Genomic DNA, 15,636 nt, shown 5'->3' with positions numbered 1-15,636 from the left:
TTTATTTCCCCCCCTATAATATAAGTAACTCTGGCTTTTCCATATATTTTTTAATTGAATTTAAAAACTGAGCCGCTACAGCACCATCTACCGCTCTATGGTCTGCAGTAAGAGATAAATTCATAAGAGGTTTTATCACTATTTCTCCATTCTCTACCACTGGAGTATTAGTTATCATATTCACACCTAATATAGCTACTTCAGGCTGATTTATAATTGGAGAAAAAGACTTTATACCAAACATACCAAGATTAGTTATAGTAAAGGTTCCCCCAGTACTATTTTCTTCAGTAAGTCCATTATTTTTTGCTTTTTGGGCTAATTCTTTCACTTCTATAGAAATATCCTTTAATCCCTTTTGGTTTGCATATTTAACCACTGGTACCACAAGGCCTTCCTCTAAAGCCACTGCTACTCCAATATTTGCATAATTTCTAAAAATCATTTCATCTCCTTCTATTGAGCAATTAACTAAAGGATATTGAATGAGTACTTTAGAAACTATTTTTACTAATAAATCTGTATAAGTAACTTTCCATTCATCTTTAATTTGTTCCTTTAACCTTTTTAAATTAGTCATGTCCACTTCAATGTCATAAGTTACAGTAGGAGAAATTTTTGAACTTTGGCTCATTCTTGAGGCAATTACTTTTCTCATAGTGCTCATTTTTACTCTTCTATCCATTAAATCTTCTCCTACAGAAGGAATAGATTTTTCGATAAATTCTAATATATCATCTTTCATTATTCTTCCGTCTTTCTTTATATCTTCTAAATTAACGCCTAAATCTTTAGCCATCTTCTCTGCTACTGGAGAAGTTTTAATATTATTCTTATTATTTTCTATATATGATTCTACATCTTTTAAAACTATTCTTCCTTCAGGACCTGTTCCATCTAATAGTTGAATATCCACATCATTTTCCTTTGCAAGTCTTTTTGCTATTGGGGATATATTTGTTCTTTCTCCTTTTTTAATTTTCCTATTATCTTTTATCTCTTCCTTAGATTCTTTAACTTCTTTTTCTACCTCATTTCCCTTACTATCTTGCAAAGATTCCTTTAATAGATTTGATATATCCTCATCTTTATCTCCAATTATGGCTACTGGTTTCAAACATTCAACTACTGTACCTTCCTCTACTAAAATCTTTCTTACAATTCCATCAGCCTTTGCTTCCACATTATTAGTCAATTTATCCGTTGTTACATCAAATAAGGTCTCTCCTACCTTTATAGTATCTCCTTCTTTTTTATGCCATTTAACTAATTCACCCTCTGTCATAGTTAATCCCAGCTTTGGCATAACCTCTAACTTACCCATAAACAATCCTCCTTTAACTATTGTGAATAATATTGTTATATATTAAAAAATCCCTGAGCTTGTGCTAATTCTAATGCGGATTTTATATTAACCCTAATAGGTCCTTTTCTTGTTATTTTAAAAATAAAAGTTTCTCCTTTTTTAAAGGATATTTCTCTTTCTCCGTCCAACGCAATTACCCCTTTTTCCTTTGATGTAAACTTATATTCCTCATTAAGCTTAATTATTTTTATATCTCCCATATGAACTTTTTCAATAGTTCCTGCAGCTATTGGAGCTATTATTTTATATTTATTTTCTGTTAAATCAATAACTGCTCCAAAGTCATCTTCTATTTCTATTATTTTTCTACATCCCACAAGGGAAGAAAAGCCTATAGTACCTGGATGAGCCCTTGTAACTATTACCTTTTCCATATCCTCTACGTCCCAGATTGCTTTTGCTCCTACAAATAAGTTTTTTGAGATAACTGCATCTACAAGAGCTATGTCCACTAAAGTCCCATCTTTAAAAATTTCTATTCTTTTGTCTCTATGATATATATTATTTAAACCAAATTTTTCAGATGCAACAAAGGCTGCAGCCATTCCAACTACAGTACCCTCAAGCATTTCTGGGTATACATTATTTGTTCCTGTAGATATTGAAATTATTGGTGTTTTATTAATAGACTTTGCTGCCGCTCTGCTTGTTCCATCTCCACCTAATACTACTAAACAATCAACTTCATACTCTTCCATTAATTTTGCAGCATTTATAGTATCTTTTATACTTCCTGTAATTTTCATATTAATTGTTTTTAGATTTGTAGATAACTCTCCTAAAGTATTTAAATTATCCAATACTTTATAGCCTATTTGAAATGTATCTGGCATAATAAATATGTTCTTCACTCCAAAAGCTTCTGCAGCTAAAACTATTCTCTCCACTATATTTACTTTTTCGTTGTTGTCTATAGTGGTTGCATGGGATACTAATCGTCTTATATCTTTACCTGAGGCTGGGTTTGCAATTATACCTATTTTATTCATAATTATCACCCTATTAATTAAAGGGAAAAATCCCCTTTATGTTTCTTTGCATTAGAATAGCTCTTTTACTTTTTTAACTATATCCTTAGAATCAGGAATAACATAGCTTTCTAGTGTAGGTGAAAATGGTATAGGAGTATTAAGGGCTCCTATTCTGCCTACAGGTGCATCCAAATAATCAAAAATCTCCTCATTTATTAGGGAAGAAATTTCTCCACTATAGGCTCCTCTTTTATTTTCCTCTGTTACAATTACAGCTCTATTTGTTTTCTTTATAGAATTAAATATAGTTTCCTTATCTAGTGGATATAAAGTTCTTGGATCTACTACTTCTGCTTCAATTCCTTCCTTTGAAAGTGCCTCTGCTGCTTTTAAAGATTCGTGTAGCATTTTACCTGTGGCTATAATAGTAACATCCTTTCCTTCTCTTTTAATATCTGCCACACCTAAAGGTATTCTTTTTATTTCATCTGAAACTTCACCCTTCATGCCATATAAAAATTTGTGTTCCATAAACATAACTGGGTTATCATCCTCTATAGCTGCTACCATAAGTCCATATGCATCCTGTGGTGTGGATGGATATACCACTTTAAGACCTGGCACATGTGTAAGCCAAGCTTCAAGGGATTGAGAATGCTGTGCAGCTGCTTGTACACCTGCTCCCTCTGGTAATCTAACCACCATAGGTAAACTTATCTTTCCCCCAAACATAAATCTCATTTTTGCAGCTTGATTTACGATCATATCCATTGACACCGTTAAAAAGTCCCCAAACATTATCTCTGCAATTGGTCTTAGACCTGTAGCTGCTGCTCCAACAGCACATCCTGCAATTGCACCTTCAGATATAGGAGTATCTCTTACTCTTTTATCTCCAAATTCTGCATATAAATCTCCAGTTACTCCAAAGCATCCTCCAAAAGCTCCTACATCTTCCCCAAAAATTAATACCTTATCATCTTCACTCATTTTAGTTCTCATTGCTTCTCTTATTGCTTCTGCGTATGTTAACTTTTTCATAGTTATCTAACCTCCTCTTTAATGTCAGTATAAACATCTTCTAATACTGACTCTAATTCTGGATATGGACTATTATTTGCAAAATCTACTGCTTCATCAATTTGACTCTCTACCTTATTTTGAACTTCCTTAAGCTTTTCTTCTGTCAAAATTTCATTTTCTACTAAATATTTTTCAAATCTTGGTATAGGATCTTTAGCTAGCCATTCTTCCTGTTCCTCTGTTGGTTTGTAAACACAAGGATCTCCTTCAAAATGTCCTCTATGTCGATAAGTTTTGCATTCTATGAGTGTTGGTCCCTTGCCTTCTCGTGCTCTTTTAATAGCTTCTTTAGCTGCTTCATACACAGCAAATACATCATTACCATCTACTACAATACCTGGTACATTATAAGCAACACCTCTATCTGCAACATCCTTTATTGCTTGATGTCTATTTTGACTCATAGATATTCCATAAAGGTTATTTTCGCATACAAAAACCACTGGTAGTTTCCATACACTTGCCATATTTAAAGATTCATGAAATGTACCTTGATTAGTTGACGCATCTCCAAAGAAGCATACACACACTTGATCAGTTCCTCTGTATTGTGCACTTAATCCAGCTCCAACTGCAATATTATGACCGGCACCTACTATACCATTTGCCCCTAAAATGCCTTTAGTTGCATCTGCAATATGCATAGAACCTCCTTTTCCTTTGCAATATCCTGTAGCCTTTCCAAAAAGCTCTGCCATCATAAATTTCAAATCTCCACCCTTTGCAAGTATATGTCCATGACCCCTGTGAGTACTTGTTATATAATCACTATCCTTTAAATTAGCACACACTCCTGTAGCCACTGCTTCTTCTCCTATATAAAGATGAACAAAGCCAGGAATTTTTCCTTCTGCAAAGGTATTCATTGCCACCTGCTCAAACTTTCTTATTTTTAGCATAGTTTTATACATTTCAACAATAGAATTTTCATTTAATTTTTTCACAATTTTTCCCTCCTGTTTTTTATTTAATGTATACTTCAATACAAGCAATCGCCACTTCAATACTATTATCCGAGTCTCCAAATTCAGGAATAAAAATTCCTGGCACATTAAGCCCACCACTTACGGACTGAACCTTTACTTCTCCTACGGGCAAATAAGTTTTTATCTTTTCTTTATCTATTTTTTCTGGCTGGGTTGTGGAAAGGATTACATTCACCACAATATCCTTGTTCATATCCTTAATGCCAAGGACTTCTTTTAAACCACATAAACAACTTTTTGATATAGCATCAAGTACTGCCTTATGGGCAGCTTTATTTACATCTTGACCATGAAAATCCATACCTAGCCCAAATTCAATAATATATCTTTTAATAAGCTTCACCCCCAATACGAGAATTTTTCAATATAGTGTGAATATTTATTTTTTTCTTTCAATTATTATAAAAGCAACTATTATGCCAAAAGAAAAAGCCTTGCATTTGCAAGGCTTCTAAAGATTATTTATTTTTAAAGTTTCATTTTGGGAAAATACTTATTTCAAAATGGGAATTATTAATTATTTTTCCCATTTTGAAACTTCCTCTAATCTATACTTTTCTATTTTTCTATATAAAGTTGATTTACCAACTCCTATAATCTTGCTGGCATTAATAACGTTTCCATTACAATACTTTAAAGCTTGTATAATAAGCTTTCTTTCCATTTCTTCAAGGGTTGGTGGTTTAGATTTTTCTTCCTTATCTTTAATTTCTTCCCCTTTTATATTGCCATTTATATATTCTGGAATAAAGGAATAATTAATAACTTCATCCTTGGATAAATAATAAGCTCTTTGAATTACATTTTCAAGCTCTCTCACATTTCCTGGCCAATTGTAGTCTTTAATTAAATTTATAAACTCTTTGTCAAAGGATTTATTCATTCTCTGGTTTTTATCATTTAATCTTTGAAGAAAATAGTCTGCACATAATTCAATGTCTTCCGGTCTTTCCCTTAAGGGAATTAATCTTACATTAAATACATTTAATCTATAATATAAATCACTTCTAAAATTATTTTTATTAATTTCTTCATTTAAATTTCTATTTGTTGCAGCTATAACCCTTACATCTAATTTTCTTTCAAAATTTCCACCTATTCTTGTTATTGTATGGTTATCTAAAACTCTTAAAAGCTTAGATTGAATTTCTAAGGGCAATTCACCAATTTCATCTAGAAAAATTGTACCTCTATTTGCCAATTCAAACTTTCCAGGATTCCCCTCCTTTGATGCTCCTGTAAAAGCAGATTTTTCATATCCAAAAAGTTCGCTTTCAACTAAGTCCTTTGGAAGAGCCGCACAGTTTATTGCTATAAAGGGACCTTTACATCGATTACTAGAGTTATGAATTGAATGAGCAAACAATTCTTTACCAGTTCCACTCTCTCCAGTAATTAACACTGAGCATTCATTCTCAGCAATTTTTTTAGCCTCCTCAATTACGGATAACATTCTTTTATTATTAGTTATTATACTTTCAAAGGTATATTTAGATGAAAAGCCCGCTATTTTTCTAACCACATTTCTAATGCTATCAATTTTTTTAACCAGTATAACATATCCAATATACTTACTTTCTAGTTTTACAGGAGAAACATTTATATTGCACTCTAATTTACGATTTTCTAAATATAAATTAGCCTCTTTATAGTTAATTCTATTATTACTAAAGTTATTTTCATCCTTTATGATATCTTTTAAAAGTAATTTTATATCTAATCTATTAACTTTTTCCTCTGACACCTGTAGAATTTCACAGAGTTTTTTATTGAAATCTTTAACATAAAAGTCTTTGTCTATAACCAAAATACCATCCTCAATAGAGCTAAATGCAACCTCTACCCACTTTCTGTGCTGAACTATGGCAAATTGCTTTTCTATAGTTTTTGCTGCCTCAACTACTATCCCAAGGGTATGAATTTGATAATCATAAAAATCTCCAGATAAGTCTATAACACCTATAATTTTTCCTTTTTCATCATGTATAGGTGCCGCAGAACAAGTCCATCCATGTTGCCTTTTACAATAATGTTCCGCTCCTATTGTCTGTATTGGCTTGTCTAAATAAATACTAGTTCCTATGGCATTAGTACCTACATCCTTTTCCATCCATTTGCATCCTTTAAGAAAATGCAATTCCATATTTTTATTCATTATTTCTTCGTTTCCTATAACTTCAAGAATTACTGCATTTTCATCCGCTAAAATAATGGAATAGTTTGTATCCTTTACTACATTGTATAAATCAATCATAGCAGGTATAGCTATTTGAATAAGATCTCTTTTTTCATATAGTATTTTTTCAAATTCCTCTTTAGGTAATTCTTTACCTTGTCCATTATTAGTATCTACATTATAATTTTTACATCTTATCCATGAATTTAATATCTCAGGTCTTACACTTTTCGGTATATCATTATTTTTAATGAAATTTTCCCTTTGTTTTTCTACCTCTAATATATTAATCATAGTTATCACCTACATAATAAATAATACTTGCAAAAATTTATTAAAACAATTTAAATTTATCAACATAAATATTCTTTTCTTTTTTAAATTAATACTTAAAGCTTCCTTTAAATTCATATAAAATATTTCTAATTTATAAATAATAATATATTTATTAATTTACTGCTATTATAACACATCTAATAAGATAATCTCTTATATAAATAAAAATGCTCTCTATTACATACAAACAAGCAATAAATTCATTCTTTAAATTTTATTTTTCCTAGAATTAAAAAAAGAGCATCTCACCTTTTAGTGAAATACTCTTTTTGCTTATTTATAAAAGATTTTAAATAAATTTTACTATTTATTTAGTAAGATTTACTCTAAATTTTAAATCATTTCTTATTTCATAATGTCCTAAATCATTAGTTCCTATTTTATATTTTTTATTCTTATCTAAAGGATCAAACTCCATAATATAATCATTAGGATTATTATTATCTTTTTTTATATCAATATTATTATCCTTTCTTTGTACTCCATTATCTTTATCACCCATTATGAATAACTGTTTAGATTGTAAAAATGGCGCCTTTCCTTCTACCTTATATTTAACAACAGTTTTATCTTTTTCAGTTTTTATCTCTTTAATTATAAGTTTACCTATACTTCCTTGAGAAAGTTCTATAGGATATACACCATCTATATTTTTATATACTGGTGGTATAAATATTGATCCATCATCAGATTTATATTTTTTATATTCTTCCTTATCAAAATTAATTTTATATGGTATAACAGTTAAATACTTCGGAATAGATTTTAAAGCAACCAAATTGAGATTATAAGTAAAGTCCTTTGAAGATGCATTTTGGCCTCCATCGCTGGTAGAACCTTTTAGTGTAATCTCATTACCTTTATCATCAAAAACAAAACATTCATCATATTCATATAAATTCTGCCCTCCTGCCATTTCTTTCTTAAAAGCTTCTTGTCTTTTTTTAGAAGCTTCCTGACTTTTATCTTTGTAATTACCAGTAACAGTTATAGTAGTATTTATAGGTGTAAAACTTATTTTTTCTACATTAACAAGTACATCATTAAAACTAACTTTTGTATTGGGTTTAAATACATTAATATGTTTGGATATTTCATCTTTTGAAAGGCTAAATTTAAAATTCCAATTTCCTTTTACACCATATATGTTATTTACATTTAAATTCACATTAAATTTATTTTTAAGTTTCATGTCTCCTATGTCTATACTGTCCGAATTTATATAAGTATGTCCATCTAAATATTTACCATCTGAACTAGAACCACCACTAGGCTCCTTACCATCTATTTTAATGTATGGACCAAAAGAAAAGTATATACCAGTAGCCTCTTTTACTTCTTTAACTATTTTTTTTATATTATCTTGAGTTTTTATAGTGTACGCTATCATTAATTCTGTATCATCACACACTACTTCATTTATAGTTAAAGTTATCCCTTTATCTGTAACACTTTTGTTTACACTATTAGAATATTTTTCATATTCCCCTTCTTTTGGTACTCCATATCCTATTAAAGCTTGAATTACTGACTTAAATTCCGAAATATTTTTTGCAAAGGTAGGTATATTTACACTAATAAGTGTTACAGCTATTATTAAAGAGGCCACCATGGCCTTATGTTTAAAGCCTTTTTTAGTTTTTTTACCCTTAACTTGTTTTAATAAATTCTTTTTTAATCTTTTCTTTCTTAAACCATCCATATTTAAATCTAAGTTTTCTTCTTCATCCTTATCTATATTAATACAATTAAGTAGCTCTAATATATCCTTCTCTTCAAATATATCTTTATTCATTTACACACTCCCCCTTTTTTAGTTTTTCAAGTTTTTCTTTTAAAATTTTTCTACTTCTTGAGAGTCTGTTATCTACTACACTTCTATTTACTCCTAAATAGCTTGCTATCTCAACTATATCTTCCTGTATTAAATATCTTCTTATAAAAATTTCCCTATCCATTCCCTTTAGATCTTTTATCATATTTATGATCTCATTTTTATTTTCCTTGGATACAATCAAATTTTCTACTTGTTCTTTTGATTCAAAAATATAATTTTCAATACAATCTATATTTGTATTTTTAATAATTTTTTTCTTGTAGTTTATAGCCTTATACTTTGCTACAGCTTTAAACCAATACTTAAAGTTTCCTTTTTCCTCATGAAATTTATCTATGTTGTCCCATAAACACATAAATATATCATTAATACACTCATCTATATAAGTAGAATACTCTTTAGATCCAAATACAGAAAATACTACTTTATATACATAGTTGCAATAAGTATCAAAAGCATATTCTAAAGCCTTTGAATCTTTATCTTTCAGTCTGTTAATAAAATTGTCTTCATTTATCTGCATCTTTACCTCCTGATCATTTCTTATAAATTTTACAACGATATTCTATTATATTGAATAATTACTAAAAGGCCTTTCATATACTAATACAAATCTTTTTATATCTTTCTATCATAAAAAATAAACTTTTTTTACTTTTATATTCTCTATTTCCTTTTTATTCTTTAAATTCTTTATTATTATAATATAATTGATTTATAAGCTAAAATTTAATTTGTATAATCTTTTATCTTAGATGACTTTAAGCATAGTATTTTTTATTACTACTTTTAATAATTATAGGAGAAAATTTATGATAAAAAATACAAATATAAACTCAAGATTTTCTTATAATGTAACAATATCTATTTTCAATTTTAATACAAATAAGCTGTATATCTATACATTGTATACTTAGTATATAAAGGCATGGTGATATAAATGGAAACTATCTATATTTTTAAAAAACAGCTTGAATTAGGTACTGATCCAAAAGAGCTTTATAAAACTCACATATTTTTTAATGAATACTTCAATGTTTTTAATAAAGATCCTAATTTTAAAGAAAATACTGAAAAAATATTATATGAATATAGCAAAGAAAGTATATATAAAGCCTTTAATATTTTAAAAAATACTTTTGAAAAGAAAGTAAATTTTATATCTGACTCATTAGACTTAAAAATCATACCTGGTTTAATAGTTTTTATAGGAGATGGTTATATAGATGGTCATGGAGCATTAATAAATAATAAACCCTATGTATTCTTTGATTTATCCGCAATTATTCCAAACTTTAATAAGTATAATATTGATTTATTTGTAACTCATGAACTTCTCCACGGAATTCATTATTCCTATAATCCTTATTTTTATCCTAAATATTATAACAGTATTGAAGAAAAATATTTTAAAAGGATGATTGCAGAAGGAATTGCCACTAATTTAAGTCCTACTTTTTCGTCAAGTACCATTGAAGATTCATATTGGATGGGACTTCTTGATAAAAAAGAAGTTCAAATTTGGGTAGATAGCTGTGAGAAAATGAAAAATAATATTGCATATAAAATAGATTCAGCCTTAAAATCCTCTTCATTTGATGAAGATTTATACCATACTCTTTATACTGTTTCTGATTTAAAGCACTTAACTAATTCTAGGTTAGCATATTATTATGGCTCACAAATAATCAATGAACTTCGTGATTATAAATCAATAAATGAAATATTATCAATGGATTATGAATATTTCAAAGACTGTATTTTACTTTACTTTCAATTGAATTAAATTCTTTATTTTTAACAATTTCACTCTTACTTCTGATCTAATAAAAATATAAATATATTCTATAACTTATCTTTAAGCCTATTTTGTATTGTTTTATCAATAATTATCTGAAAAAGTTGATTCCATTTAACTGCATAATAATATAATATGGGGATCCACTAGACTTAGGTAAACTCCAAATTCACTTCATGAATAATCAATAACTGTCTATTAAAAATAAAATAAGTTAAAAACTAACAAAATGATCTTCTATTATAAGGTTGCTTTAAATGGATACAATAAAATATGTAATTAAGTTTAGTTGTATGTTATACTTAATAAGTTGAAATAAAATAAATAAGAAAAGAGAATAAATTATGAGATATGCTAAAGTAGAAAAATTAATAAAAAAAATGGATAGAGAAATAGAATCACTTAAAATTGCCTCAAAATACCTATCAAACATAGATGAAATTAATGAGGTTAGAAATACTTTAAATAAGAAAAGACAAGAATTAGCTGATGAACTTTATAGTGAAGATACAAAATCATATTATGATTGTCGTGCAATTATAAGAGAACTTTTGGATAAAGAACTAAATGAAGAAGATCAAAAGCAATTACTTGAAAACATTAAAGAAAAGTTTGGAAGACAATCACCAAATCCTACAAAACAAAGCGTTGGATTAAATGCATGGCTTAAAGAACTCGATATTGAATTTAATTGGGTGCAAACTAAAGGGAACAGCTGGGCTACTCTTATAATAACTGGCTTTGGAGCACATGAAAAATAATTTAGGAAAAGAACTTATTAAACAATTAATTAAAGAAACAAAACAAGTGGGTTGTTTAGATAACATTCTTGACAGGCTACTATTATTTATAAAAATTAATTAATACAAAACTGCAAAACACTTACCTTTATACCGGTAAGTGTTTTGTATAGATTTAAATACTTTATTAGATTGATTTTTAAAATCCTCCAAAAAATCTTTTGGCTATATCTACTGCTTCCTTTGCATCCTTAGCATAATAATCTGCGTTTATCATTTCTGCATATTCCTTATTAAGCACTGCTCCACCAACAAAGACTTTACAATCCATTCCACTTTCTTTTAAAGCCTTTATGGTATCTTTCATACTATTTACTGTAGTAGTCATTAAAGCACTTAATCCTACTAACTTTATATTGTTTTTCTTTACTTCCTCTACTATTTTCTCCGCTTCAACATCCTTACCTAAATCTATAATATCAAATCCATAGTTTTCTAGTATAACCTTCACTATATTCTTTCCTATATCATGAATATCACCTTTAACAGTGGCCATTAATATTTTCCCTTTATTTATTTTTGGTGAATTGTCCTCTATAAGTTTTTCTTTTATAGCTGCAAAAGCTTTTTTAACAGTCTCCGCTGATTGAATTAACTGTGGTAAAAATATTATACCTTTCTCGTATTTTTCTCCAACTTCATCTAATGCTGGAATTAGCTCTTCATTTATTATTGAAAGTTCATCTCTCTCTTTAAGAAGTTCATTTGTTTTACTATATGACTCTTCTTTTATTCCTTTTATAACTATTTCCTTTAAGGTTAAGTTGTCTCTCTTGATTTTTACTTTCTTACTATTTGAAGTTTCATTTGTATAAATATCTATATAATTTGTAGCTCCTCTATCCTGATTATTTAAAACTTTAAAAGCATTTATAATGTTTATCATTTCTTTATTGTTAGGATTTAATATGGGTAAATCCAATCCTGATTGAAGACTCATAGCTAAAAAAGTTTTGTTTATGAGTTCTCTATTAGGTAATCCAAAGGATATATTAGATACTCCTAGTATTGTTTTCACCTTCAATTTTTCTTTAACTAAAGCTACTGCTTTAAGGGTTTTTCCAATATCTTCCTGTTGTGCTGATGCGGTTAAAACCAAACAATCAATAAATATATCTTCTCTTTTTATGCCATACTCTAAAGCCTTATTAACTATTTTCTCAGCTACTTTTAACCTTTCTTCAGCTTTTTTAGGTATACCCTTATCATCTAAAGTTAATCCAACAACAGCAGCTCCATATTTTTTTATTAATGGTAATACATTATCTAACACTTTGTCTTCTCCATTTACAGAATTAACTATAGGCTTTCCATTGTATACTCTCAATCCCTTTTCTATAACTTTAGGATTATTAGAATCTATTTGAAGAGGTGTATCAATTATGGATTGAATCTCTTTTATAACTTTTTTCATTGTCTCTTCTTCATCTATTTCTGGAAGTCCCACATTTACATCTAATATATCTGCACCAGATTCAACCTGACTTATTGCTTCTTTTAATATATAATCTATATCATTATTTCTAAGGGCTTCTTTAAATAATTTTTTACCCGTTGGATTAATTCTTTCTCCTATTATCTTAACTCCATCTATTAAAACTGCCTTTGTAGAAGAACATACTCCACAAATATTGTTTTCTTTTAACTTTTTTATCTCTACATCCTTTAAACTATATACAATTTCTCTTATAAATTCATCTGTAGTTCCACAACAACCTCCTACTATTCTTACTCCCTTCTCTGCGATACTCTTTTGAAAAGCTGCGAATTCTTTAGGCTTAATATTATAAATAGTTTTACCCTCTTTAACTGTTGGAAGACCTGCATTAGGTTGAACCATTATTGGTATGCTTGAATATTTTATTATTTCATCTACAATGTCTCCTAATTCATTTGGTCCTAGGGAACAATTGACACCTAAAGCATCTACACCTAATCCCTCTAAAGTAAGAACCATAGATAATGGAGTGCATCCAGTAAAAGTTCTCTTATTTTTTTCAAAGGTCATAGTACAAAATACAGGAAGATTTGTATTTTCTTTTGCTGCTAAAATTGCTGCTTTAGCTTCGTAAAGATCCGTCATTGTTTCTATTAAAATTATATCTGCTCCACTTTTTTGTCCTTGTATAGCCTGTCTTTTGAAAATTTCATAGGCTTCTTCAAATTTTAGTGTTCCCATAGGTTCTAAAAGCTGTCCTATTGGACCTATATCTAGTGCTATAAATATTTCTTTATTCCTCCTTGCTTTTTTTACATTATTTATAGCTTTATCTATAATGCTTTCCACAGAAAATTCACTTTGTTTAAGCTTTATTTCATTTGCTCCAAAGGTATTGGTTGTTATAACCTTTGCTCCTGCTTCTATATATTTTCTATGTATGTTTATTATTTTTTCAGGTTCTAATATATTTAATTCTTCTGGCAAATCTGAAATCTTTAACCCTAATTTTTGAAGCATTGTTCCCATGGCACCATCAAATATTAATACATTTTCTTTTATATAATCTTTAATATTCACATATCTCACCTATCTTTCTAAATTTACAACTATTAAATTTATTGCACTGATTACAAGATTTTTTATTTACTATAACTTCTTTTGGAATTATACCTATGATAGCCGTTACAGATTTTCTAGGTATTAATATATTGTGGGATGAAACCGTTAATCCAATAGTTCTTTCAGCATCTAAAGATTTTAATAAATCTCTTTGTATAGATATATCCAAATCACCATAACCTGGACTGTATCTCCAATTTATATTTAATTCATCCTCCACTACCTCTTTTTTTATTTCATTTTCTATAAAATCACAATATTCTTCTATAGCAGTTGTGGCACAGGAATCTAAAATTACTGCTTTAGTCATATTAACCTTTTCATAATATAATATTTTTCTATCAACTTCACTTCCTAAAGTTGCAGCCATTACACAACATTTATTGGATTTTTCTAAATGACCAATAATATCTTTTCCCTCTAATTTTAAATCAATATCTATTAAATTAACCTGATTATTTATCTCAACCTTAGAGTATTTATAAGTATTTCTTAGACTAACTAAAGTTTTTATTTCTTTTATACATTCCTCTATAAGAGAGTGTATTTCATTAGAAATTTCCTGTCCCCTATATCCTAAGTACCTTAAAATCTGATTTTTATCTATATTTAAATTATTATTGTCCATTTTCTATTCACCCTATCTATTAAAATCTTACTTCAAAAGTTTTTATTCCATTGCTAAGATTATTTTATTCTTTAGGACATATACTTTAAATTTTCTTATGTTTTAGCCTAAATATTTCTACTTTTTAATAATCACTGTGAGCCAATATATTATTTAATTAGTATTAATTTTTAAACCGCTACATCTTTATTTATGGAATTAAATATTGACTTTGTACTTTCTGTTATTCTCCTAGCTATATAAGGATTGTTCATCGTATATAGATGTATTCCCTTTACTCCACTAGACACTAAATCAACTATCTGTTCTACTGCATAGGCTATTCCTGCATCCTTCATAGCCTCTTTATCATATTCATATCTGTCTAATATTTTCATAAATTTTTTAGGTAATGTTGCACCAGATATTTTAATTATCCTCTCTATTTGTTTTTTATTAACTACAGGCATTATTCCTGCCTGTATAGGAACATTTATATTTTTTTGTTGTGCTTTATTTAAAAACTCATAGAATATATTGTTATCAAAAAATAATTGAGATATCAAATGTTCTGCCCCTGCGTCTACCTTTCTTTTTAATTCTTTTATATCCTTTTCTAAGCTTTCACATTCAATATGTCCTTCTGGATAACAAGCCCCTGCAACTCCAAAATTATCGTTTTCTTTTATTTTTCTTATGAGTTCAAAGGCATAGTTATATTCTCCAATAATATTTTTATCCTTTGGGATATCTCCTCTTAAAGCTAGTATATTTTCAATATTATTTTCTTTTAATTCTTTTATTATTAAATCTATATCATCCTTTGTTGAATTTATACAAGTTAGATGTGCCAATGCTTCTATACCATATTTGTTTTTTACAAGAGATGATAACTCACAGGTTTTATTATCCTTTAAGCTTCCTCCAGCTCCATAAGTTACACTTATAAAATCTGGTGTTAAATCTTTTAATTCTTCTAAAGTTTCATATATTGTTTTTACAGATGATGTAGCTTTTGGTGGGAAAATTTCAAAAGAAAAAACTAAATTTTTTTGATTAAACAATTCTTTTATATGCATTCTAAAGCCTCCTAATAATTTTTTATATAGTGTATTG

The 15,636-nt window shown here is 28.5% G+C and carries 13 protein-coding genes; 2 read left to right on the top strand and 11 right to left on the bottom strand.

Annotation, left to right across the window (positions count from 1 at the left end; all coding sequences use genetic code 11):
- Positions 1 to 13 precede the first annotated feature (13 nt).
- From ACYUEW_RS12485 to ACYUEW_RS12450, 8 genes are all read right to left on the bottom strand, one after another.
- Entirely contained in the window at positions 14 to 1,324 is a 1,311-nt protein-coding gene (locus ACYUEW_RS12485) for a dihydrolipoamide acetyltransferase family protein (RefSeq protein WP_460276876.1), read from the bottom strand.
- 35 nt (positions 1,325 to 1,359) lie between these two features.
- The gene (locus ACYUEW_RS12480) at positions 1,360 to 2,355 is read right to left on the bottom strand and encodes an ATP-NAD kinase family protein (RefSeq protein WP_003486222.1); all 996 of its coding nucleotides are present in this window, start codon (positions 2,353 to 2,355) and stop codon (positions 1,360 to 1,362) included.
- A 51-nt stretch (positions 2,356 to 2,406) separates the two neighbouring features.
- Positions 2,407 to 3,378 carry an alpha-ketoacid dehydrogenase subunit beta gene (locus tag ACYUEW_RS12475; RefSeq protein WP_257413284.1) on the bottom strand — a complete coding sequence of 324 codons (972 nt, stop codon included), beginning with the start codon at positions 3,376 to 3,378 and terminating at the stop codon, positions 2,407 to 2,409.
- Positions 3,379 to 3,380: 2 nt separating this feature from the next.
- On the bottom strand, positions 3,381 to 4,364 hold the full coding sequence (gene pdhA / locus ACYUEW_RS12470) for a pyruvate dehydrogenase (acetyl-transferring) E1 component subunit alpha (protein ID WP_011949161.1): 984 nt from the start codon (positions 4,362 to 4,364) through the stop codon (positions 3,381 to 3,383).
- Between the two features lie 19 nt (positions 4,365 to 4,383).
- Positions 4,384 to 4,755: a Lin0512 family protein gene (locus ACYUEW_RS12465; RefSeq protein ID WP_076171648.1), complete on the bottom strand. Its 372-nt coding sequence runs from the start codon at positions 4,753 to 4,755 to the stop codon at positions 4,384 to 4,386.
- 168 nt (positions 4,756 to 4,923) lie between these two features.
- Complete coding sequence (locus ACYUEW_RS12460) at positions 4,924 to 6,876, bottom strand: sigma-54-dependent Fis family transcriptional regulator (protein WP_003486229.1); 1,953 nt, start codon at positions 6,874 to 6,876, stop codon at positions 4,924 to 4,926.
- A 349-nt stretch (positions 6,877 to 7,225) separates the two neighbouring features.
- The gene (locus ACYUEW_RS12455) at positions 7,226 to 8,713 is read right to left on the bottom strand and encodes a DUF4179 domain-containing protein (protein ID WP_460276875.1); all 1,488 of its coding nucleotides are present in this window, start codon (positions 8,711 to 8,713) and stop codon (positions 7,226 to 7,228) included.
- Entirely contained in the window at positions 8,706 to 9,278 is a 573-nt protein-coding gene (locus tag ACYUEW_RS12450) for a sigma-70 family RNA polymerase sigma factor (protein WP_460276874.1), read from the bottom strand. Before ACYUEW_RS12450 ends, ACYUEW_RS12455 begins: the two co-directional genes overlap by 8 nt.
- Positions 9,279 to 9,695: 417 nt before the next feature.
- On the opposite strand from ACYUEW_RS12450, the gene ACYUEW_RS12445 reads away from it, so the two are divergent.
- Together ACYUEW_RS12445 and ACYUEW_RS12440 are read left to right on the top strand one after the other, a co-directional pair.
- Entirely contained in the window at positions 9,696 to 10,541 is an 846-nt protein-coding gene (locus ACYUEW_RS12445) for a hypothetical protein (protein WP_045515971.1), read from the top strand.
- 353 nt (positions 10,542 to 10,894) lie between these two features.
- Positions 10,895 to 11,314, top strand: a complete 420-nt coding sequence (locus ACYUEW_RS12440) for a hypothetical protein (protein ID WP_080945163.1) — start codon at positions 10,895 to 10,897, stop codon at positions 11,312 to 11,314.
- A gap of 178 nt (positions 11,315 to 11,492) precedes the next feature.
- On the opposite strand, the gene ACYUEW_RS12435 is transcribed toward ACYUEW_RS12440, so the two are convergent.
- The 3 genes from ACYUEW_RS12435 to metF form a co-directional block, all read right to left on the bottom strand.
- Positions 11,493 to 13,871, bottom strand: a complete 2,379-nt coding sequence (locus ACYUEW_RS12435) for a homocysteine S-methyltransferase family protein (protein ID WP_003486237.1) — start codon at positions 13,869 to 13,871, stop codon at positions 11,493 to 11,495.
- On the bottom strand, positions 13,861 to 14,541 hold the full coding sequence (locus ACYUEW_RS12430; protein ID WP_003486239.1) for a hypothetical protein: 681 nt from the start codon (positions 14,539 to 14,541) through the stop codon (positions 13,861 to 13,863). The genes ACYUEW_RS12435 and ACYUEW_RS12430 overlap by 11 nt, the downstream gene beginning before the upstream one ends.
- A 170-nt stretch (positions 14,542 to 14,711) precedes the next feature.
- Positions 14,712 to 15,599 (bottom strand): methylenetetrahydrofolate reductase [NAD(P)H], encoded by an 888-nt coding sequence (gene metF, locus ACYUEW_RS12425; protein WP_257413480.1) that lies wholly within the window; start codon positions 15,597 to 15,599, stop codon positions 14,712 to 14,714.
- Positions 15,600 to 15,636 lie beyond the last annotated feature (37 nt).

This window comes from Clostridium sp. CTA-1, from assembly GCF_054768215.1.
Note: the sequence above shows the minus strand (reverse complement) of the source record. Positions and strands in the feature narration are given on the sequence as shown.

What these genes read in the sequence shown, in the direction of transcription:
- ACYUEW_RS12485 (WP_460276876.1), bottom strand. Translation starts at nt 1,324, where the DNA reads ATGGGTAAGTTAGAGGTTATGCCAAAGCTGGGATTAACTATGACAGAG.
- ACYUEW_RS12480 (WP_003486222.1), bottom strand. Translation starts at nt 2,355, where the DNA reads ATGAATAAAATAGGTATAATTGCAAACCCAGCCTCAGGTAAAGATATA.
- ACYUEW_RS12475 (WP_257413284.1), bottom strand. Translation starts at nt 3,378, where the DNA reads ATGAAAAAGTTAACATACGCAGAAGCAATAAGAGAAGCAATGAGAACT.
- ACYUEW_RS12460 (WP_003486229.1), bottom strand. Translation starts at nt 6,876, where the DNA reads ATGATTAATATATTAGAGGTAGAAAAACAAAGGGAAAATTTCATTAAA.
- ACYUEW_RS12455 (WP_460276875.1), bottom strand. Translation starts at nt 8,713, where the DNA reads ATGAATAAAGATATATTTGAAGAGAAGGATATATTAGAGCTACTTAAT.
- ACYUEW_RS12450 (WP_460276874.1), bottom strand. Translation starts at nt 9,278, where the DNA reads ATGCAGATAAATGAAGACAATTTTATTAACAGACTGAAAGATAAAGAT.
- ACYUEW_RS12445 (WP_045515971.1), top strand. Translation starts at nt 9,696, where the DNA reads ATGGAAACTATCTATATTTTTAAAAAACAGCTTGAATTAGGTACTGAT.
- ACYUEW_RS12430 (WP_003486239.1), bottom strand. Translation starts at nt 14,541, where the DNA reads ATGGACAATAATAATTTAAATATAGATAAAAATCAGATTTTAAGGTAC.
- metF (WP_257413480.1), bottom strand. Translation starts at nt 15,599, where the DNA reads ATGCATATAAAAGAATTGTTTAATCAAAAAAATTTAGTTTTTTCTTTT.